At 67.6% G+C, this 19,682-nt stretch carries 17 protein-coding genes; 10 read left to right on the plus strand and 7 right to left on the minus strand.

Annotated elements, in window-relative coordinates:
* The first annotated feature begins 4 nt into the window (after positions 1-4).
* Genes BoBH3_RS17515 through BoBH3_RS17525 form a run of 3 tightly spaced genes read left to right on the plus strand, consistent with a single transcriptional unit; the run spans position 5 to position 2,634 of the window.
* Complete coding sequence (locus BoBH3_RS17515) at positions 5-1,066, plus strand: FecCD family ABC transporter permease (RefSeq protein WP_262332119.1); 1,062 nt, start codon at positions 5-7, stop codon at positions 1,064-1,066.
* Between the two features lie 2 nt (positions 1,067-1,068).
* On the plus strand, positions 1,069-1,854 hold the full coding sequence (locus BoBH3_RS17520) for an ABC transporter ATP-binding protein (protein WP_262332120.1): 786 nt from the start codon (positions 1,069-1,071) through the stop codon (positions 1,852-1,854).
* A gap of 3 nt (positions 1,855-1,857) precedes the next feature.
* Entirely contained in the window at positions 1,858-2,634 is a 777-nt protein-coding gene (locus BoBH3_RS17525) for a class I SAM-dependent methyltransferase (protein ID WP_262332121.1), read from the plus strand.
* Here the strand turns inward: BoBH3_RS17525 and BoBH3_RS17530 are convergent.
* From BoBH3_RS17530 to BoBH3_RS17555, 6 genes are all read right to left on the minus strand, one after another.
* Positions 2,631-3,737, minus strand: coding sequence for a siderophore-interacting protein (locus BoBH3_RS17530; protein ID WP_262332122.1), 1,107 nt, complete (start codon positions 3,735-3,737; stop codon positions 2,631-2,633). The genes BoBH3_RS17525 and BoBH3_RS17530 overlap by 4 nt on opposite strands.
* Before the next feature lie 10 nt (positions 3,738-3,747).
* Positions 3,748-4,857, minus strand: a complete 1,110-nt coding sequence (locus BoBH3_RS17535) for an ABC transporter substrate-binding protein (RefSeq protein WP_262332123.1) — start codon at positions 4,855-4,857, stop codon at positions 3,748-3,750.
* Complete coding sequence (locus BoBH3_RS17540) at positions 4,854-5,693, minus strand: alpha/beta hydrolase (RefSeq protein WP_262332124.1); 840 nt, start codon at positions 5,691-5,693, stop codon at positions 4,854-4,856. The genes BoBH3_RS17535 and BoBH3_RS17540 overlap by 4 nt, the downstream gene beginning before the upstream one ends.
* A 7-nt stretch (positions 5,694-5,700) precedes the next feature.
* Positions 5,701-7,908: a TonB-dependent siderophore receptor gene (locus BoBH3_RS17545; protein WP_262332125.1), complete on the minus strand. Its 2,208-nt coding sequence runs from the start codon at positions 7,906-7,908 to the stop codon at positions 5,701-5,703.
* A 162-nt stretch (positions 7,909-8,070) separates the two neighbouring features.
* The gene (locus BoBH3_RS17550) at positions 8,071-8,928 is read right to left on the minus strand and encodes a helix-turn-helix transcriptional regulator (protein WP_262332126.1); all 858 of its coding nucleotides are present in this window, start codon (positions 8,926-8,928) and stop codon (positions 8,071-8,073) included.
* Positions 8,929-9,072: 144 nt separating this feature from the next.
* Positions 9,073-9,651: a cupin domain-containing protein gene (locus tag BoBH3_RS17555; RefSeq protein WP_262332127.1), complete on the minus strand. Its 579-nt coding sequence runs from the start codon at positions 9,649-9,651 to the stop codon at positions 9,073-9,075.
* 317 nt (positions 9,652-9,968) lie between these two features.
* Here BoBH3_RS17555 and BoBH3_RS17560 point away from each other — a divergent pair, with 317 nt between their 5' ends.
* The 7 genes from BoBH3_RS17560 to BoBH3_RS17590 all read left to right on the plus strand — a co-directional run bounded on the left by BoBH3_RS17560 (position 9,969) and on the right by BoBH3_RS17590 (position 17,725).
* Positions 9,969-11,615 (plus strand): amidohydrolase, encoded by a 1,647-nt coding sequence (locus tag BoBH3_RS17560; protein ID WP_262332128.1) that lies wholly within the window; start codon positions 9,969-9,971, stop codon positions 11,613-11,615.
* A gap of 11 nt (positions 11,616-11,626) precedes the next feature.
* Entirely contained in the window at positions 11,627-12,568 is a 942-nt protein-coding gene (locus tag BoBH3_RS17565) for an ABC transporter permease (protein ID WP_262332129.1), read from the plus strand.
* Positions 12,568-13,476 carry an ABC transporter permease gene (locus tag BoBH3_RS17570; RefSeq protein ID WP_262332130.1) on the plus strand — a complete coding sequence of 303 codons (909 nt, stop codon included), beginning with the start codon at positions 12,568-12,570 and terminating at the stop codon, positions 13,474-13,476. The genes BoBH3_RS17565 and BoBH3_RS17570 overlap by 1 nt, the downstream gene beginning before the upstream one ends.
* Before the next feature lie 47 nt (positions 13,477-13,523).
* Positions 13,524-15,113, plus strand: a complete 1,590-nt coding sequence (locus tag BoBH3_RS17575) for an ABC transporter substrate-binding protein (RefSeq protein ID WP_262332131.1) — start codon at positions 13,524-13,526, stop codon at positions 15,111-15,113.
* Between the two features lie 79 nt (positions 15,114-15,192).
* On the plus strand, positions 15,193-16,626 hold the full coding sequence (locus tag BoBH3_RS17580) for an amidohydrolase family protein (protein WP_262332132.1): 1,434 nt from the start codon (positions 15,193-15,195) through the stop codon (positions 16,624-16,626).
* A gap of 286 nt (positions 16,627-16,912) precedes the next feature.
* The gene (locus BoBH3_RS17585) at positions 16,913-17,089 is read left to right on the plus strand and encodes a hypothetical protein (protein ID WP_262332133.1); all 177 of its coding nucleotides are present in this window, start codon (positions 16,913-16,915) and stop codon (positions 17,087-17,089) included.
* A gap of 39 nt (positions 17,090-17,128) precedes the next feature.
* Positions 17,129-17,725 (plus strand): SCO family protein, encoded by a 597-nt coding sequence (locus BoBH3_RS17590; protein WP_262332134.1) that lies wholly within the window; start codon positions 17,129-17,131, stop codon positions 17,723-17,725.
* On the opposite strand, the gene BoBH3_RS17595 is transcribed toward BoBH3_RS17590, so the two are convergent.
* On the minus strand, positions 17,670-19,610 hold the full coding sequence (locus BoBH3_RS17595) for a glycosyltransferase family 2 protein (protein ID WP_262332135.1): 1,941 nt from the start codon (positions 19,608-19,610) through the stop codon (positions 17,670-17,672). The genes BoBH3_RS17590 and BoBH3_RS17595 overlap by 56 nt on opposite strands.
* Between the last annotated feature and the right edge of the window lie 72 nt (positions 19,611-19,682).

The raw sequence follows: 19,682 nt of genomic DNA on the forward strand, positions 1-19,682 counted from the left end.
GGCGATGACGGCTGTCCTGCCCGTGCCGGCAAGCGCCACCGCGGATTACCGCCGGCGCAATGCGAAGCGGCTGAAGCTCGTCTTCTTCGGCGTGTTGGCGCTCGCCTTCGCGCTGTCGCTCGATGTCTCGATCGGGCCGGGCAACCTGCCGCTCGCCGATGTGCTGCGCACGCTCGTCGACCCGCAATCGGCGGCGCCCCGACTCTCCGTCATCGTCTGGGATCTGCGTCTCCCGATCGCGCTGATGGCGCTGGCGGTCGGCGCCATGCTGGGTCTCTCCGGCGCCGGCATGCAGACCATTCTCGCCAATCCGCTGGCCGACCCCTTCACGCTCGGTGTCTCGGCAGCCGCGACGGTCGGCGCTTCCGTCGCCATCGTCTTCGGCTGGAGCGTCGTGCCCGGCGCCGGGCCGTTCATCGTCACCGCGAATGCCTTCGTCTTCGCGCTCGCCGCCTCGCTCGTGCTGTTCTTCATGACCAAGCTGCGCGGCGTCAGCGCCGAGACGATGATCCTCGTCGGCATCGCCCTGCTCTTCACCTGCAACGCCATCACCGCATTGCTGCAGTACCGGTCCAACGAGGTGCAGCTCACCCAGATCGTGTTCTGGACGCTGGGCAGCCTCGCCCGCGCGACCTGGGGCAAGGTCGAGGTCGCCGCCGTCCTGATCGCGGTGGCGCTGCCCTTCTTCCTGATGCGCGGCTGGCAGCTCACGGCGCTGAGGCTCGGCGACGAGCGGGCCGAGAGCCTGGGCGTGCGCGTCGACCGGCTGAGGCTGGAAATCCTGGTCGCGACCTCGCTGCTGGCGGCGGTCTCGGTGTCGTTCGTGGGCGGCATCGGCTTCATCGGCCTCGTCGGCCCGCATATCGCGCGCCTCCTCGTCGGCGAGGACCAGCGCTTCTTCCTGCCGGTCGCGACCATCGCGAGCGCCGTCCTGCTCTCGCTCGCTTCGACGATCTCGAAGGTCATCACGCCGGGCGTGATCTATCCCATTGGCATCATCACGGCGCTGATCGGCGTACCTTTCTTCATCAGCCTTGTCATGTCCATTCGCAGCAGGGCGGTCTGAGCATGGCGCTTGCGATCCACGATCTCGATTTCCGCTATGGCGCCACGCCGATCCTGCAACGGCTCGGCACCGGCGAACTGCCGCGTGGCGAGCTGGCTGCGCTTGTCGGGCCCAATGGCTCCGGCAAGTCGACGCTTTTCCGCTGCGCCGCCGGTCTGCTGCGGCCTCAATCGGGCAATGTCAGCCTCGACGGGACGAGCCTCGCCGGGCTTTCGCAGCGGGAGCGGGCGCGCAGGGTCTTCTATCTCTCGCAGGACACCGAGGCGCGCGTCGCGCTCTCGGTCTTCGACATCATCCTGCTTGCCCGCAAGAGCCTGCATCGCGGCTTCGCACTGGCAGCCTCCGCTGAGGATACCCGCGCCGTCGAGGCGGTGATCGAGGAGCTCGGCCTCTCACCCTTCGCCTCGCGCGACATTGCCACGCTCTCCGGCGGCCAGCGCCAGCTCGCGGCCATCGGCCAGGCGCTGGTGCGCGAGCCCGACGTGCTGCTGCTCGACGAGCCGACCAGCGCGCTCGACGTGCGCCGCCAGCTCGACGTGATGGCGACGATTCGCGAGGCCACACGCCGGCGCGGCATCGTCACCGTGGTGGCGATCCACGACCTCTCCCTCGCCGCCCGCTTTGCCGACCGGGTCCTCGTCATGAATGAAGGGCGCATCGCCCAGGCCGGCGCGCCCGAGACAGTGCTTGCGCATCCCGCCGTCTCGGAGACATATGCGGTCGGCGTGCATCTGGAGCGCTCAGCCCGGGGCACGCTGCTGGTCGAGCCCTACATCCAGGTTCCGTGAGCCATGTCCTCCGCCGCTCCGCACGATAATTTCACGCTCAAGGAAGAGATCCGCGCCTATTGGTCGGCGCGCGCCGAGAGCTTCGATCTCTCCTATGGCCATGCCATCAAGTCGGACCGCGAGCTTCGCGCCTTCCAGCGCCTGCTCCGCGATTCCTTCGGGGCCGAGCCGCTCGACGTGCTCGACCTTGCCTGCGGCACCGGCGAGATCACCCGCGCGCTGCTCTCGCTGAAGCACCGCGTCACGGCGCTCGACTTCTCGGAGACGATGCTGGAGCGCGCCCGCGCCAAGCACGGCAAGGCGGCGCGCTTTCGGCTCGGCGATGCCGAAAACCTGCTCGACGCGGATGACAGCTATGATGCGCTCATCACCCGCCATCTCGTCTGGACACTGACCGATCCGGAAGCCGCCTTCACGCAGTGGTTCCGCGTGCTGCGGCCGGGCGGCCGGCTGCTGGTCATTGACGGCGACTGGGTCAACCGCAGCCGCTGGCAGGCACTGGTCAACCGCTTCGGCACCTGGCTGCGGGACCGGCGCGGCGCTCCGGCCCATCAGATCGACGCCGACACCCATGCCTCGATCACCAAGCGCTTCTATTTCAATGAAGGGCTCAGCCGGCAGCGCCTCGAGGACATGCTGACGGCCGCCGGTTTCACCGACATCGCCCCGGCCGATTACGGCCAGGTGGTGCGCGCCCAGCAGATGACCGCGCCGCTCCATGACGCGATCAGGCTCGGCTCCTCGACCCGCTTCGCGCTGCTCGCCCGCAAGCGGGCCTAAGCCTTCGCCATCTCCGCCTTCTTCGCGGCGGCGTGCTCCTCCTCGGCCACGCCCCGGCGCCAGTAGCTCACGACGAGGTGCTGGTCCCGCTCCGGCCTGAGCTTGGCGCGCGCGCCGGCACGGATCTCGCGGAAGGCGGCGTGCTCCATCGCGGCCCAGAGATACACGCTCGGGCCGTCGGCCGGCCATTCGAGCCTGGCGAAGACGTCCTGCAGCAGCGGCAGGCTGCCGGGCTCGGCCTCGCCGCGATGCAGCCAGGTGATCGAGATGCCGGGAGGGTGAGGCAGCCTCTGCTCCTCGCTCGCATCGGCGACCTCGATGAAGACCTCGCCCAGGGCCTCGGCGGAGAGCTTCTCCAGCATGCGCGCGACGGCGGGGATGCCGGTCTCGTCGGCGAGGAAGACATAGCGCTCGGCCGGCTTCAGCCCGCGCCCGCCCGGCCCGGCCATGCCGATCCGGTCTCCCGCCTTTGCGCGCATCGCGAAGGCCGAGCCGGGGCCGGCGTCCTCATGCAGCACGAAGTCGAGCGCGACGGTGCTGGCGGCGCTGTCGATCTTGCGGATCGTGTACTTGCGGACGACGGGCCGTTCCTCCGGTGGCGGCATGACCAGCAGCCCGTCCTCGCCGATCATCGGCCATGCGGGCTCGGCCAGCCCCTCGGGCGGGATGAAGAGCCTGACATGCAGCGCCTCGGTCTGCTCGAAGCGCGCGAGGTTCTCACCCCGGAAATGGATGCGGCGCATATGCGGCGTGATCGTCTCGACGCCGGCCACGGTCAGGACGCGGAAATCGGGGGGCAAAGCGGGGCCGGTCCCGTCGCCGCTCCAGCGGATCTGTGGAGCCTCGTCTTTCGGGGCGAATTCGACGACATGGCTCGCGATGGCGCGCTTCATCGCCTGCAGCGCCGAGACGTCCGGCGCCTCCACCACGACGTCGAGCGCTGCGGGCAAAAGGTCGAGGCGTGCTTTGGCTCCATCGAGCAGGATCAGGGTCACCCCCTCCTCCTCGGTGATGACGGCCTCATGCTCCGCGAGGTGCTCACAGAGCGGCCTGAGCACGCTTTGCGGATAGGCCAGCGCAATCTGCGTCCGGGTGGCGAGCATGCGGTCTTCCTCAGGGCTTCCCGGTCGCGATCCAGAGCGTGCCGTCGAGCGGAATGGCGGAGAAGCGCGCGCCTTCCGCCAGCGTGGCAGCCGGGTCGACATCGGCGAAACGCTCGGGATGCAGCCATTTCGCCAGCACCTCGATGGCGACGACATGCAGCGGCGTATCGTTGAACAGGTGCCAGAAGCCAAAGGCGCGGCGCTCGCGGATCGCGCCCAGCATCGAGAGAGTGGGCGTGGCGAGCAGCTTGGCGAAGCTCGCCTGCGCGTCGCTTTCGGTGACGCCAAGGCCGAGCACCAGCCCGCCCAGCTTCGTCAGATGCGTGCCGCCGGTGGCGATGTAGAGGTCGGGCTCGGCGGTGAGGAGCTGTTCCAGCCCGATCTGCCCCGTCGCGCCGGGCAGGATTGTCGCGCCGATGTTGCGGCCGCCTGCGGCATTGACGAACTCGTTGAAGGTGCCCTGGCCCGCCGTCATGCAGCAGTCGTAGCCGCCCGCATGGGCGTGGATGAAGACGGAGGGGCGCGGCGCGCCGGCGACGCGGCTCGCGATCCGGCGCATTCGCTCCTCGTAAAAGGCGATCAGCTTCTCGGTCTGGGTGTCCTGCCCGATGAGGCGCCCCAGCGCACGCAGGCTCGGCACGGTGTCGCGCAGCGGCTCCAGGTAGAAATCGACGACCGCGACCGGGATGCCGGCCGCCTCCAGCTTCTCGACGAGGTCGCCGGGGCCGCGGCGGGTGCCGGCGAGCGAGCGGCTGAGCACCACGAGATCGGGGCCGAGCGCGACCACCCGTTCCAGGGAGAAGCCGTTGGCCGTGTTGCCGTCGCCGATGATCGGCACGTCCTTGACCGCCGGGAAGCGTGCCTGGTAGCGCGCCAGCGCGTCGGCATTCTGGCGCTCCATGTCGTTCGCCCAGCCGGCCAGGATGCTGATGGGGTCGGGGTGGATCAGGCCCAGCGCGTTGATCTGGCGGCCTTGCCCCAGGACGATGCGCTTCGCCGGTGCCGGCAGCGTGACCGTTCGGCCGAGCACATCCGTTGCGGTGATCGGCCCGGCCGCCTTCACCGGCAGTGCGGCGCAGGCGAGCCCGGCCAGCAGCAGGGAGCGTCTGTCGATGGTCATGCGGCCGCGACCTTGTCCTGCGCCGTGCCTGCGAGAGCGAAGGCCACGGCGCGCGAGAGCATCGGCGGGATCACCGAGACATGGTTCTCGCCGGGAAACTCCACGAAGCTGCAGGCGACGCGGCCAGAGGCATCGAGGCGTGCCGCCATCTCGGCGGCATTGTCGCGCATCCGCGCCATGGCGAGTCGCTCGGCCCGCTGTGGCCGGATCGGAAGGCCAGCCTCCTGCTCGAGGCCGCCGACCGTGATCAGCAGCCGCCCGCGCTGCGCATCGCCTGCCCGGTGGAAGGCCTCCTCTCTCGCGAGGATGGCGCGATCCTGCCACCAGATCGAGGGGCTGCCGGCGACGTAGGCCTCGAACAGCCCCGCCCGGCTGAAGAGCGCGTTCAGCGTGAAGAGCCCGCCATAGGAATGGCCGGCGAGCGATCGCCTCGCCGGATCGAGCGGAGCGAGCTTCTCGACCGCGGGCAGCACCTCGCCGGCGAGCATGTCGAGGAAGCGCTCGGCTCCGCCCGGCACCGGCAGCAGGTCGCGCTGGCGGCGCTCGGCGTCGAAGGGCCGTTCGCCCGGATAGCCGATGCCGATGATGACGGCCGGCCCGATGCCGGTCGCCTCCGGCCGTTGTGCCTGAAGATGGGCCGTCGCCGTGGCGATCGGAAACAACGCATGCCCGTCGACCAGCAGCATCGAGGGGAAGCCGCGGGCCGGCGCCGGGCCCTCCGGCACGGAGATCAGCAGCCGGTAGCGCGAGCCGTCCTTCGCCGTGAAGTCGCGCTGCCAGGCTTGCGGCAGCGTGACCGGCTGGAGATCGGCGTCGGACCCGTTCGGCTGCGTCACGTTTCCCTCACCAGCGATAGGACAGCGTCGCCAGCACGGTGCGACGTAGGCCAAAGGAGCACTGCACGTCGCCATAGCAGCCCGAGACATACTCCTTGTCGAAGAGGTTCTGGGCGTTGACCTGCACCTTCCAGCCCTTGAGCGCCGGGTTGGCCACGCCGAACTCGTAGCTGATGGCGGCGTCGAACAGCGTGTAGTCGGGCGTAAAGAAGGTGTTGCCGGCGTTGCCTGCTCCCTCGCCGACATAGCGCACGCCGCCACCGAGCCCGAGGCCGGCGAAGAGGCCGCTCCTGAACGTGTAATGCGCCCAGAGCGACGCCATGTGGCGTGGCACCACCGGCGGGCGCTTGTGCAGGTCGACGCCGTTGCTCTTGGTCACTTCGGCGTCGGTATAGGCATAGGCCGCCACCAGATCGAGGTTCTCGAAGATGTTGGCGCGGGCTTCGAATTCGGCGCCGCGCGAGCGAACCTCGCCGGTCTGGACCTGGAAACCGGGGTTGACGGGGTCCGTCGTCAGCACGTTCGTCTGCGTCAGATCGTAGAGAGCGGCCTGCAGCGAGATCTTGCCGCCCGGCGGCTCGTATTTGAGGCCGACTTCGTATTGCTCGCCTTCGCTGGGCTTGGCCAGCCCGCCGCCGAAAAGAGCGCCGCTCTGCGGGTCGAAGGAAGTTGAATAGCTGGCATAGGGCGCGAAGCCATTGTCGAAGTTATACATCAGCGCCACGCGTCCGGTGCGGGCCGTGTCGTCCTGCTTGGTCGTCACGCCGGTAATCAGCGAACGGCTGTTCGTCTCGGCCCGGTCGAAGCGGCCGCCGACGAGCAGGGAGAGCCGGTCGAGCTTGATCTGGTCCTGCAGATAGACGCCGTACTGCGATGTCGTCTGCTTCACGCTCAGCGACAGCGGCGGCAGGGCGAAGGGCAGCCGGCCATAGATCGGGTTTGTGAAGTCGAGCGTCTGCACCGTGCCGCCGGCGCCGGTGAGGGCGGTGCCGTCCGTCCAGTAGCCGTCGACGCCGAACAGGACCTTGTGGGTCAGCGGCCCGGTGTGGAAATCGGCCTGGAGCTGGTTGTCCATGCCGGCGGTGCGCGCGGTTTCGTTCGACATGGTGACGCGGCGCGTCAGCGTCTTCTGATCTGCGCCGATGCTGGCCGCGGCGACCGTCCTGAACCGCGATTCGAGGTCGGAGAGCCGGACGTTCTGCCGGAAGGTGAAGATCTCGTTGAAGCGATGCTCGAAGGCCCAGCCGAGATTGGCCTGGTTGCGGCTGTAACCCTCGAAGCGCGGCTCGCCGGGGAAGAACTCGCTGCGGATGCGGCCGGCGCGGCTCGGGAGCACGCTGCCAATGGCCGGGATGAAGCCGTAGAAGCCGGTTTCCGGGTCGCGCTGGAAGGAGGCCATCAGCGTGAAGCTCGTTGCCCCGTTCGGCCGGTAAGTGACGGAGGGCGCGATGAAGATGCGCTCGTCCTTCGTGTAGTCGACCTGCGTGTCGGCGGTGCGGCCGAGGCCGACCACGCGATAGAGCCAGGTCTTCTCGGGATCGACGGGGCCGCCGATGTCGAAGGCCATCTCGGCACGCTGCCTGTTGCCGAACCGGAGCTGGACCTCGCCGTGCTTCTCGTCGAGCGGCCGCTTGCTGATCATGTTGACGAGGCCGCCGGGCTTGACCTGCCCGAAGACCACGGAGGAGGGGCCGCGCAGCACCTCGACGCGCTCCAGCCCCCAGGGCTCGAAGGACGGCACCAGGAAGTTGACGCCGCGCAGATAGCGCAGCCCGTCGAGGTTGTTGACGAAGCCGGCGCCCGATCCCGCGCCGCCGAAGCCGCGGATGAAGACGCTGTCGTAGCGGCCGCCGGAGGAGAGGCGCGTCTCGCCGAGCACGCCGGGCGTGTAGCGCAGCGCCTGGCTGACCGTGGTGGCGGCCTGGTCGTCCATCTGCTGGCGGGTGACGACGGAGACCGATTGCGGCGTCTCGATCAGCGGCGTGTCGGTCTTGGTGGCCGTGTCGCTGCGGCGGGCGACATAGCCGTCGACCGGTCCGCTGGCGCGTTCGCCCTGGACCTCGATCGTGTCGAGGCCGATGGCCGGCGCCGCCGGCGCGTTCTGGGCCAGGGCCGCGCCGGACCAGCCGGCGATGACGGCCGCCAGCGCCACGCCGGCCTTATGCGTCACGCGATGGGCCGCGCGGTTGCCGATGATGATCTGCGTCTTGGCCACGTGCTCAAATCCTGCCCCGGCGCCGTTGCGCGCCCCCTTTCGGGTTCTTTCAGGAAGGGCGGTCGCGCGGCAACGCGCCTGGCTTTCGATTCCCGCAGTATTTCTTTCGGACGAGTTTCGAATGCGTCCAAGCAGGATCGCCCAGCGGAAAACGCCCATGAATCAGCGCAGCGCGCTGGGCGCGATGCCGAAGCGCTTGCGGAAGAGACCGGAGAAATGGGCAGGGCTGTAGCCGACCCGGAAGGCGGCGACGGAAACGCTTACCTCTCCGCTCGCGATCATCGCATGAGCCTGTTGCAGGCGATGCTCCTGCAGATATTCGAAGACGCTCGCTCCGAATTCGGTGCGGAAAGCGGAGGTCAGCTTGGTCGGGTTGAGGCCGCTTAGCCTTGCGAGTTCCGCCAGGCTCGGCGGCTCCTGCACCGATTCCAGCAATCGGTCGCGCACCGCGTGGATCTGCTCGCGCAGGCGCGGATTGAGTCTCGCCGACCGGGCGGGCCTTTCGCCCAGCACCTCGTCGAGCACGAGGGCGCCGAGTTCCAGGGCCTTGCCGGCAAGGTAGAGCTGGCGCAACGCCGGGCCGACCGGGCATTCGGCCATCTGGAGCGCCAGCGCCCGGATCGGTGCGCTGGCCGGGCGCACCCACAGGCCAGCATCGCCCGAGCCGGCGAAGCGCGCCGCCCTTTCCGCGCCTGCGCCGAACTCGCGCGCGACGAAATCGAAGTCGAACTGCATCAGCGCATAACGCTGCGCCCCGTCGATAAGGGCCGTGCGCCGCTGAACATGCTCGCCGCCATTCGCCGCGACCAGAACGGTGGGCCCGTCGAGCAGCACGGGAGGCCGGTCGTCCAGCTCCACCGCCTGTCGGCCTTCGAGTATGACGGCGACCTTTAGGCCCAGCCGCATCGGCCCGACGACGCGCGCGCCCTGCTGGAGCGCGAAGGTGCCGGCGGAGAGGGTGAGTTGGCGCGAAAACAGTTCCAGGCTGGCAGCAGGCAGATGGGCTGAACCGGACGGCATCGCGACCTCTGTGAAGACGGCGAGACGTTACCGGTCGGAAGAAAGAAAAACAAGCAAAATCAATAGTTTATATGAATTCTAAGGTGTAGCCCGCCGTCATTCTCAAGCTTGCGCCGGGAGCTTCATGACCGGGCGGAGCCAGCCTCACAGATAGGGCGGCGAGCAGGCGCTCACGACGACGCAGCGCGCCGTGCCGATATTTCGGAAGCGATGCGGCACGCGGCTGTCGAAGAGATAGGCGTCGCCGGGCTTCAGCACCTTGATCTGCTCGCCGACGGTGATCTCGAGCTCGCCGGCCAGAACCACCCCGCCTTCGTGCGAATCGTGCTTCAGCATGGTGACGCCGGTATCGGCGCCCGGCTCGTAGGATTCGTGCAGGATCTGCAGGTTGTGCGCCTGCGCGTCACCGACCTGGCGGAAGGACATCTGCCCCCGGCTTCCCCCGCCATTGACCTTGTGCAGGCGTGAGGTCAGGTCGAGCAGATCCCCGGCCTCGAAGAAGACCTTGTCGAGGGGCGCGCGCGCTTCGTCAAAAAAATTGACCATCGACATCGGGATGCCGTCGAGGATTTTGCGCAGGGAGGCGACGGAGGGGCTGTTCCGGTTCTGCTCGATCAGCGAAATCAGGCTGTGGGTAACGCCGGAGCGGGTGGCGAGTTCGCGCTGGGAAAGCCCCACAGACAGCCTTATTTCCCGCAATCTGCCGCCCACGTCGAAGCCCATCGCCACCCTCCCCTTGTGCGCTTGCATACGTCCCGCAGAACCCCTGCGCCTTGCACGGGTGGTTCCTGCTTCGCGGCTCTTGCGCTGCTCAATATTCTGAGCAATGCTAGCACGAAGCCAGTAAGAAAAAAGTGGCAGGGGAACAGCGGAGCGGACCAATAATCGCGACCGGATCGTTGCATTTCGTGTCGAGAATCCAATCCGTTGAGTGCAGCAGTGTAGAATCGCATTGTCGGTTCTGCACTTCGATCGGCGTTGCCGGTCGTTACTTGACGACGGCGTCTGTGGCGTCAGTTGTTTCGTGAGAGCAGGGGTCGATGACGCGCGCCGATACTGTTTTGTTGAATGGCCGGATTTTCTGCGGCCTGGCGGAAGGATTCGTCGAAGCTCTCGCGATCGGTGACGGTAAGGTGCTCGCCGCGGGCTCGGTCGAGGAGATCGCTGCCCTGCAAGGCCCCGGCACGCAGGTCGTCGACCTTGCCGGCCGTGTCGCCATCCCCGGCCTCAACGACGCTCATATGCATCTGCTGCCGCTCGGCCTGGGCATGAGCGAGGTCAACCTGCGCCCCGAGGAGGGCGTGCGCAGCATCGACGAGATCCTGCGCCGCATCGCGGCCGCCGCGAAGGCCAAGAAGCCGGGCGAATGGGTCTTCGGCCGCGGCTACGACCACAACGAGCTCGCCGAGGGCCGCCATCCGACTGCTGCCGAGCTCGACCGGGTCGCGCCCGACAATCCGGTCTACATCAAGCGCACCTGCGGCCATGTCGGCGTCATCAACGGCAAGGCCATGCAGGCTGCCGGCATCGGCCACAACACGCTGAGCCCCGATGGCGGGCTGATCGAGCGGCGCGACAACCAGCTGACCGGCCTGCTGGCCGAAAGCGCACTGCGCATTGTCGTCGAGGCCATGCCGCGCCCGAGCCATGCCGAGCTGAAGGCCGCGATCGACAAGGCCGGGCACTATATGCTGGCGCAGGGCTTCACCAGCGTGATGGACGCTGGCGTCGGCATGACGGCCGGCATGGACGAGATCAAGGCCTATGAAGAGGCCGCCCGCGAGGGCGCGCTGCCGCTGCGGACCTGGGTCTGCATCTATGGCAACGCCGACGGCATTGGCGACGAGGCCCATGCGGCGGGCTATCGCTTCGGCCGCGAGGTCGGGCTGCTGCGCTATGGTGCGATGAAGGTGTTCGGGGACGGCAGTGCCGGCGGCCTGACGGCGGCGATGAGCGAGCCCTATATCGTCGGCGATCCCGACAACCGCGGCATCTTCATCTATTCCGACGAGAAGATGCACGGCTATCTCGCGCATTATCACCAGCTCGGCTACCAGCTCGCTATCCACGCCATCGGCGATGCCGCGATCGAGCAGGTGCTCTCCGGCATCGAGAAGGCGGAGAGCGCCGAGCACCCGATCCGCGGGCGCCGCCACCGCATCGAGCATTGCGGCTTCCTGACAGACGGCCAGCTCGCCCGCATGGCCGCTGCCGGCATCGACCCGGTGCCGCAGCCGGTGTTCATCTACGAGTTCGGCGATCTCTATGTCGTCAATCTCGGGGAGGAGCGCGCTGCCGCATCCTATCCGATGCGCAAATGGCTCGATGCCGGCCTCGCCGCGGCGGCAAGCTCCGATGCGCCGGTCTGCGCCACCGACCCGTTCAAGAACCTCTTCACCATGGTGACCCGCAAGACCAAGCGCGGCACCGTGATCGGTGGCGACGAGACGCTTTCTATGGCCGAGGCGGTCCATGCCTATACGGCGCTCGGCGCCTATACCCAGTTCGCCGAGGACCGGCTCGGCCGGCTCGTGCCGGGCCAGCTCGCGGACATCGCCGTGCTTTCGCATGACATCTTCTCGATTCCCGTCGAGGCGGTGGAGAACGACGTGCGCTGTGACCTGACCCTGCTCGGTGGCGAGGTGGTCTTCGACCGGCTCGGCCAGTTCGCGGCCGCTGCACAGTAGGAGACGAACTTATGCTGCGGCACACGCTGCAACGGCTCCTGCTGGTTCTGCCGGTCCTTCTCGGCGTGCTGCTGATCGGCTTCCTGCTGATGCAGGTGGTGCCGACCGACCCGGCCCAGGTGCGCGCCGGCCCCACTGCGACCCAGGACATCGTCCAGGCGATCCGCCAGGAGCTCGGTCTCGACCAGCCGCTCTGGAAGCAGTTCCTGATCTATATCGGGCGGCTGGTGCAGGGCGATCTCGGCGTCTCCATCATCAACAACGTGCCCGTCGCACAGGAGCTCGGCAACACCATCGGCCCGACGCTGGAGCTGATGTTCGCCTCGCTGATCTGGGCGATCCCGCTTGGCATGACGCTGGGCACGCTCGGCGCCTATTTCCGCGGCTCGCTGCTCGACCGCGCGATCATGGCTTTCTCGGTCGCCGGCGTCTCGCTGCCGGTGTTCTTTCTGGGCCTGGGCCTGATCTGGCTGCTCGGCTTCAAATATCCGATCTTCCCCTTCACTGGGCGCATCGGGCCGCTCTGGACCTGGGAAGGATTCCAGGGGATCGTCCTGCCGGCGCTGACGCTGGGCGGCGTCTTCGTCGGTCCCGTCGCCCGCATGACCCGCACCTCGGTACTCGACGAGCTCGGCAACGACCATGTCCGCACCGCCCGCGCCAAGGGGCTGAGCGAGGGCGTCGTCTTGCTGCGCCATACGCTCCGCAACGCGCTGGTGCCGGTCGTCACGCTGATCGGTCTGCAGATCGGCTTCCTGCTCGGCGGTGCGGTGGTGACCGAAACAGTGTTCAGCTGGCCGGGTATCGGCCGGCTCGCGGTCGGCGCCATCCTGTCGAGCGACCTGCCGATGGCCCAGGGCACGATCATCGTCCTGTCGCTCGGCTTCATCCTGATCAATCTCGCGGTGGATGTTCTTTATGCCGTGCTCGATCCGCGCGTGAGGGCGTCCTGATGAGCAGCGTCACCGATCAGGTCGACAAGGCCTCTGGCGCGGCGGATGTTGCTGCTGTCGTCGCCGCCTCCGCTCCTCGCCGCAAATCGGCGCTACGGATGCTGATCTCCGATACGGGCGCCTGCATCGCGCTCGCGCTCGTCGTGCTGGCGGTGCTCTGCGCTCTCTTCGCGCCCTGGCTCGCGCCGACCGACCCCTATGGCAACGATCTCGCCAACACGCTGAAGCCGCCGGGCGAAGGCGCGTTCCTCGGTACGGACGGGCAGGGGCGGGACATGATCACCCGCCTCCTTTTCGGTCTGCGTACGACGCTGATGATGGGGTTCGCCTCGGTCTCCTTTGGTTGCATCATCGGTGGCGTCATCGGCTTCGCCGCCGCCTATTACCCCAGTCTGTCCGGCATCCTGATGCGCCTGATGGACGTGCTGCTCTCCTTCCCGGCGATCCTGTTCGGTCTGGCCATCGCCGCGATCTTCGGCCCCGGCCTGACCGCGGTCATCATCGCGCTCTCCATCGCCACGGTGCCGCTGATGGCGCGTGTCGTGCGCGGCTCGGCGCTGGTCGTGCTGCAGCAGGGCTATATCGAGGCGGCGCGCTCGCTGGGCCTGAACGACTTGCGGATCATCCTGCGTTACGTCCTGCCGAACTGCCTTTCGGCCATGTTCGTCTTCGTCACGCTGCGCTTCGGCCAGGTCATCCTGCTCGGTGCCGCGCTGTCCTTCCTCGGGCTCGGCGCCCAGCCGCCGACGGCGGAGCTCGGCGCCATGGCGGCGGACGGGCGCAACTTCCTGTTCTTCGCCCCGCATGTCTCGGTTTTGCCGAGCCTCGTGATCTTCGCCGTCGTGCTGGCATTCAATGTGCTGGGAGACGCGCTGCGCGACGCGCTCGATCCCAAGCTGCGCCGATAGCCGCCAGTTCATCGCCACCAGTAAACATAAAAAGGGGACCTGCTCGAATGACCAAGCTTCCAAGCCTGCTTCTCGCCGGCGCTGCCGCCGCGACGTTCTTCGCCGCGCCGGCCATGGCGCAGCAGAAGGCGCCGCTCCAGATCCTGCGCGTCATCGACGCGGATCGCTACGACCCGATCCGCTCCACGGCGACCGCGGCCGCCGAGGTGCTCTACATGCTGGCGGATACGCTGGTGACGGTCGACTTCGACATGAAGACGATCAAGCCCGGCCTCGCCGATTCCTGGACCATCTCGCCGGACGGCAAGACCTACACCTTCAAGATCCGCAAGGACGTCAAGTTCTGCGACGGCCGGCCGATGACCATCGACGACGTGGTCTATTCGCTGAAGCGCTGGGTCGATCCCGCGAACAAGTCGCCCGTCTCCTTCCGCGGCGGCCAGGTCCAGGACATCCGCGCGGATGGCGATTCCACCCTGATCTATGAGCTGAAGGAACCCTACAGCGACCTGATCTTCCAGATGGCGCTGTCCTTCGCCTCGATCATCGACAAGAATTCGGTCGAGAGCCTCGGCGCGAATTTCGGCGTGCAGGGCTTCAACGGCACCGGCCCTTACTGCTGGGTCAAGTGGACCCCGCGTCAGGAGCTCGTGCTCAAGAAGAACCCGCACTACACCTGGGGCCCGCCGATCTACAAGGATCCGAAGCCGCAGATCGAGGACATCGTCTGGAAGATCATCCCCGAGCCGAACACGCTGATGGCCGCGATCCAGGCCAAGCAGGCGGACGTGACCTACTACACGCCCTATATCGCGCTCGACACGATGCAGAAGATCCCGGGCTTCACGGTGCAGCGCCAGGAAAACTACATCTACGACGTCTTCATGGGTTTCCGGGTCGACAAGCCCGTCGCGAACGACAAGGCGATCCGCCAGGCCGCCAACATGGCGACCAACAAGGAAGCCATCGCCAAGGCGATCTTCTTCGGCAAGGGCCAGACCCTGCCGTCGCTCCTGAACCCGAGCGTGCTCGACTACGACAAGTCTTCCGCCGACAAGATGCCGAAATACGATCCGGCCGGTGCGGCGAAGCTGCTCGACGCCGCCGGCTGGAAGCCGGGCGCCGACGGCATCCGCGAGAAGGACGGCCAGAAGGCGACCTTCACCGTCTACGGCATCCGCAACAGCGACAACCCGCGCATCTCCGAAGCGATGCAGGCTGATCTTCGCAAGGTCGGCATCGACATGAAGATCCAGCTCTGGGACGCGACGGTCGCCTGGGGCAAGCTCGCGACGCAGGAGTTCGACGCCTTCCTGATGTCCTACCCCTATGTGACGGCGACCGAGGCGCTGGGGCTCTATTTCCCGAGCCGCCAGATCCCGACGCCGAACCGCATGAACTGGAAGGACCCCAAGACGGATGATCTGATCCGCCAGGCGGCGACAGCCACCGACGATGCCACGCGCAAGCAGGCCATCGGCGCGGTCCAGAACCAGCTCACCGAGGCGAATGTCTGGGTGCCGCTGGTCACGCAGCCCCTCTGGGTCGTCGCGACCGACCGCGTCGAGGGCGCCCGCGCCCACGGCCTTTACGGCGCCGGCCTCTACAAGGGCCTCGACATCAAGCTGAAGCGCTGACGCCTTCAGGACGCCGCGCGGAGTGATCCGCGCGGTGTCTTTGCCTTTCAAGCAGCCTTTTTCTGTAGCGGGTGACACCATGACGATCACGGTCATCAAGAACGCCGACATTGTTGTTGCCTGGGATGCCGAGGCTTCCCGCCATGTCTATCTGCACGGCGCCGATGTCGCCTTCGAGGGCGGGACGCTGCGCTATGTCGGCCCCCGCTACGAGGGCAAGGCGGACGAGACCATCGACGGCAGCGGCCGCATGGTCATGCCCGGCCTCGTCAACATCCATTCCCATCCTTCGAGCGAGGCGCTGAACAAGGGCTTCCTCGACGAGCTCGGCTCGCCCGCGCTCTACAATTCCTCGCTCTATGAGTACATGCCGATCCTGCGGCCGGACGCCGAGGCGGTGCCGGACTGCGTCCAGGTCGCCTATTCGGAGCTGCTGCTCTCCGGCGTCACCACCGTCGCCGACATGTCCGTCGCTCACCCCGGCTGGATCGACCTTGCGGCGAATAGTGGCCTGCGCGTCTGCCTCTCGCCGATGTACCGCTCGGCCCGCTGGTACACGAAGAACGGCTATATCGTCGAATACGAGTGGGACGAAAAAGCCGGCGTCGCGGCCATGGAGAATGCCTTCGCTGTCATCGAGCAGGCACAGAAGCATGAGTCCGGCCGGCTCTTCGCGATGGTTTCCCCGTCGCAGATCGACACCTGCAGCGAAGGCCTGATCAAGGACAGCTATGCCGAGGCCCGCCGCCGTGGCCTGCCCTGGCAGATCCATGCCGCGCAGTCGACGGTCGAGTTCCACGAGATCACCCGTCGCCATGGTGTCTCCCCGATCCAGTGGCTCGAGAAGCTCGGCGTGCTGGGCGACACCAGCATCGTCGGCCACGGCATCTTCCTCGACGACTATCCGCGCGTCGCCTGGCATACCCGCCGTGATCTCGCACTACTCGCCGAGACCGGCACGACCGTCGCCCATTGCCCGACCGTCTTCCTGCGCCGCGGCATCGCGCTCGACGATTTCGGCCGCTATCGCCGCGCCGGCGTCCGCATCGGCCTCGGCACGGACACCTATCCACACAACATGCTCGAGGAGATGCGCCATGTCGGCTATGTCGCCCGGCTGATGGCGGAGACCCCGCATACGTTGAAGACCACCGACATCTTCGAAGCCGCCACTACGGCGGGCGCTGCCGCGCTCGGCCGCAGCGACATCGGCAAGCTCGAAGCGGGCTGCAAGGCCGATATCGTGATGGTCGATCTCGCCCATCCGATGATGCAGCCGCGCCGCGACCCCGTCCGCAGCCTCGTCTATGCCGCGGCCGAGCGCGCGGTCGACCGCGTCTATGTCGACGGCCGGCTCTGCGTGCAGGACGGCACAGTGCTGACGATGGACTATCCCGCCGCTGCGCTGCGCCTCACCGAGGCCCAGAAGCGCACCGAGGCCGCCGCGCCGGCCAATGACTGGGCCAAGCGGCCGGTGACGGACTACTCGCCGCTCACATTCCCGGTGAAGTGAGGTAAAGGCTCCTTATTTCGCAAGGAACCACGCCGTCATTCCGGGCGGGCCGAAGGCCTGAGCCCGGAACCCCGAAACGATGCGCTTCCCGAAAGAAGCGTTCGCTCGCGGCGCCTGTCCCACGAACCGCATCGGTTCTGGGTTCTGGGCTCTTCGCTGACGCGAAGCCCCGGAATGACGAGGGTTGTTTCCAGCCCCGGCTGGAATCCTCCCCTCCCCACATCGTTACGACCCTGCGTCACGCCGCCCGCTTCCGGCCGGGGCGGCGGGACGATAAGATGCGTGCATGACGCAGACGGACCCGACAACAGAGGCTGAAGCGGGCTCTTCGAGCCGCGCCGGGCTCATGCTGCTCGGCGGGGGCTTCGTCGCCCTGCTGTTCGCCGGCCTGCTGCTGTGGTGGCGTGAGGGCGATCGGCTCTTCACCGACGGGCTCATCGCCGCCATCGTCGCCTGTTTTTAGGGCCAGACCCTTAGCCCCCGGCCGAAAAGAAGCCTCCCCGTGAATCGTCGCCTTCTCCTGCCCCTCATCGTGTTCTTCGCCGGCGCGCTCGCGCTGGCCGTGGCCGCCTTCCTGACCTTCTCGCCCAATCGCCAGGGTGGCGGCAGCGGTGTGGCGAGCGTCGGCGGTCCCTTCACCCTCACGACGCAGGAGGGCAAGCCGCTCTCGGACACGGATCTGAAGGGCTCGCCCTTCCTGGTCTTCTTCGGCTTCACCCATTGTCCGGATGTCTGCCCGACCAAGCTCTTCGAAATCTCGGAAGCGCTGCGCGCCGCCGGCGAGGGAGAAAAGGCGAAGAAACTCAAGGCGCTGTTCATCTCGGTCGATCCCGAGCGCGACACGCCCGAGACGATGAAGAGCTATCTCGGCTCCTTCGATCCCCGCATCGTGGGCCTGAGCGGCGACAGGGCCGCAGTGGACGCCGTCATCAAGGCCTATCGCGCCTATGCCAAGAAGGTGCCGCTCAAGGACGGCGACTACACGATGGACCACACCGCGCTGGTCTATCTGATGGGCAAGGACGGCAGCTTCATCGGCGCCTTCAATATCGAACAGCCTCCGGCGCAGGCGGCAGCGGAATGGCTGCGTCATAGCTGACAGCCTCGGCAGGTGCCGGTGGCGCCCTCCGGCGCGCCAGGCCGTGTTCCGTCTTGTTCCAGGTAAAGCGCCGGTCGAAGTACTCGTAGAGTGCCATCCAGGCCGCGATCGAGACCAGCGCGTAATAGAGCGGCAGGAGCGGTAGCAGCTTCAGCAGGCCCGGGCGTCGCAATGCGGCGAGGGCAGGTGGCAGGAAGAGCGCGAGCGTGCCGAAAAGCCAGATCGCCAGGGCGAAAGCCGCGGTAAAAGTCGCGAAGGCGTCGGCCGGGGCGAAAAGCGAGCCATCCCAATACGCGAAAGCGGCAGCGATCGCGAAGAACGGGTAGCCGAGCGCCGTCACGATCGTGCCCAGAGCCAGCGAGGCGAAGGCGAAGGTCGCGGCGAAACCAGCCTCGCGCAGGAGCGTGAGGGGCCTGCGCGAATGCGTCACGACCGTCTGCATGTAGCCCTTGATCCAGCGCGAGCGCTGCCGGAGCCACGCCCCGACCGTGACAGGCGCCTCCTCGCGCGTCTCTGAAGGCAGGTCGCCGATGCGATAGCCGGCCCTGGCGAGCCGCACCGCGAGGTCGGCGTCCTCGGTGACGTTCCAGGCATCCCAACCGCCCAGCGCCCTGAGCACCTCGGTGCGGAAATGGTTCGAGGTGCCGCCGAGCATGATCGGCAGCCCCGCGCGCAGGAGTCCGGGATTGATCACCTCGAACAGCCCGGCATATTCCAGCGCGAACAGGCTTGGCAGCAGGCCCTCTTCGGCATGATCGATCACCAGCCGGGCCTGCAGGCAGGCCAGATCGTCCGGCGCCCGATGGAAACGTGCCGCCGCCAGCCGCAACTGCTGCGGATCGGGAATATCCTCGGCGTCGAAGATGGTGAAGAGCGTTCCGCGCGCTTCGAGCAGGGCGACGTTCAGGGCTCGCGGCTTGGTTCGCGGTTCGCCGGGCGGCACGACCGTGACCGAGACATGCGCCGGCAGGTGCATGCGCGCGAGCTCAGTCCGCATGCCCGTATCATCGGCTTCGATCAGCAGCCGGATATCGAGTTTGGCCGTGGGGTAGTCCAGCGCCGACAGTGCCCGCAGCATCTGCCGCAGAACCCTCTCCTCCCGGTACATCGGCACGGCGACGGTGTAGACCGGCAGCCGGCTGTCATCGAGGCGCCAGCGCTGCGTGCGCCAGAGATCGGGCCAGGAGCGCTCCACCGCCGCGGCCAGGCGCAGCAGGATCAGCCCGAGGAAGATCGGGCCGAGCAGCAAAGCGAGTGCGAAGAAACTCTGCAGCGGCGCGAAGATGCCGCCAAGCGCCGCCGCGGCAAGGCTGATGCCGGTCGCCACGACCTGGCCACGGCTGGCCCCCGTGCGGGCGCTGTCGCGGACGAGCCCAGCCTCGTCGAGCCCGGCCGCGTGCTGCGCGATAGCGGGGGCGTTGGCGGCGCGCAGGCCGCTCTCGAAAAGCCGTGGCGTCGTGATCGCGACATCGCCCTGCCGGGGCGGTCCGGATTGGAGCAGCCGGCGCAGGCTCGGTCCTTCGGGCGCTATGACGAAGCGAAAGCGGGGATCCCCGGCCGCAGGCGCCATGCCCCCGCGCAGGATGGCCCCGTAGCTGCCGCCGGCCCGCAGCATCGGTCTCTCCGCCAGGAAGGGCAGGACGAGTTCCGTCGCGAGGGCACGGTAGAAGCTGTCCTCGTCGATCAGGCCCAGCCCGATCGCCTCGCGGACGGGCTCGCTACGGCCGCGTGCCGCCCGCGCGGCGGCCTGCGTGAGCCCGGGCAGGGCAACGCCATGGCGTGCCAGAAACGCCAGCTCCGGCGGCAGGCCGGCTGGGCCGCTCCCGGCCATCGCCGGGCTACCATCGTCGCCGTTGCCCCCCACCGGCCCCGGTCTCCACGCCACGCATCACTGTCCGGCAAGAATATCCCGGATGACGTTACGTTAGCGTATCCGCGAGGCGAGTCGAGAGCGGGC

This window comes from Allobosea sp. BH3 (assembly GCF_025499465.1).
Classification (GTDB): Bacteria; Pseudomonadota; Alphaproteobacteria; order Rhizobiales; family Beijerinckiaceae; genus Allobosea.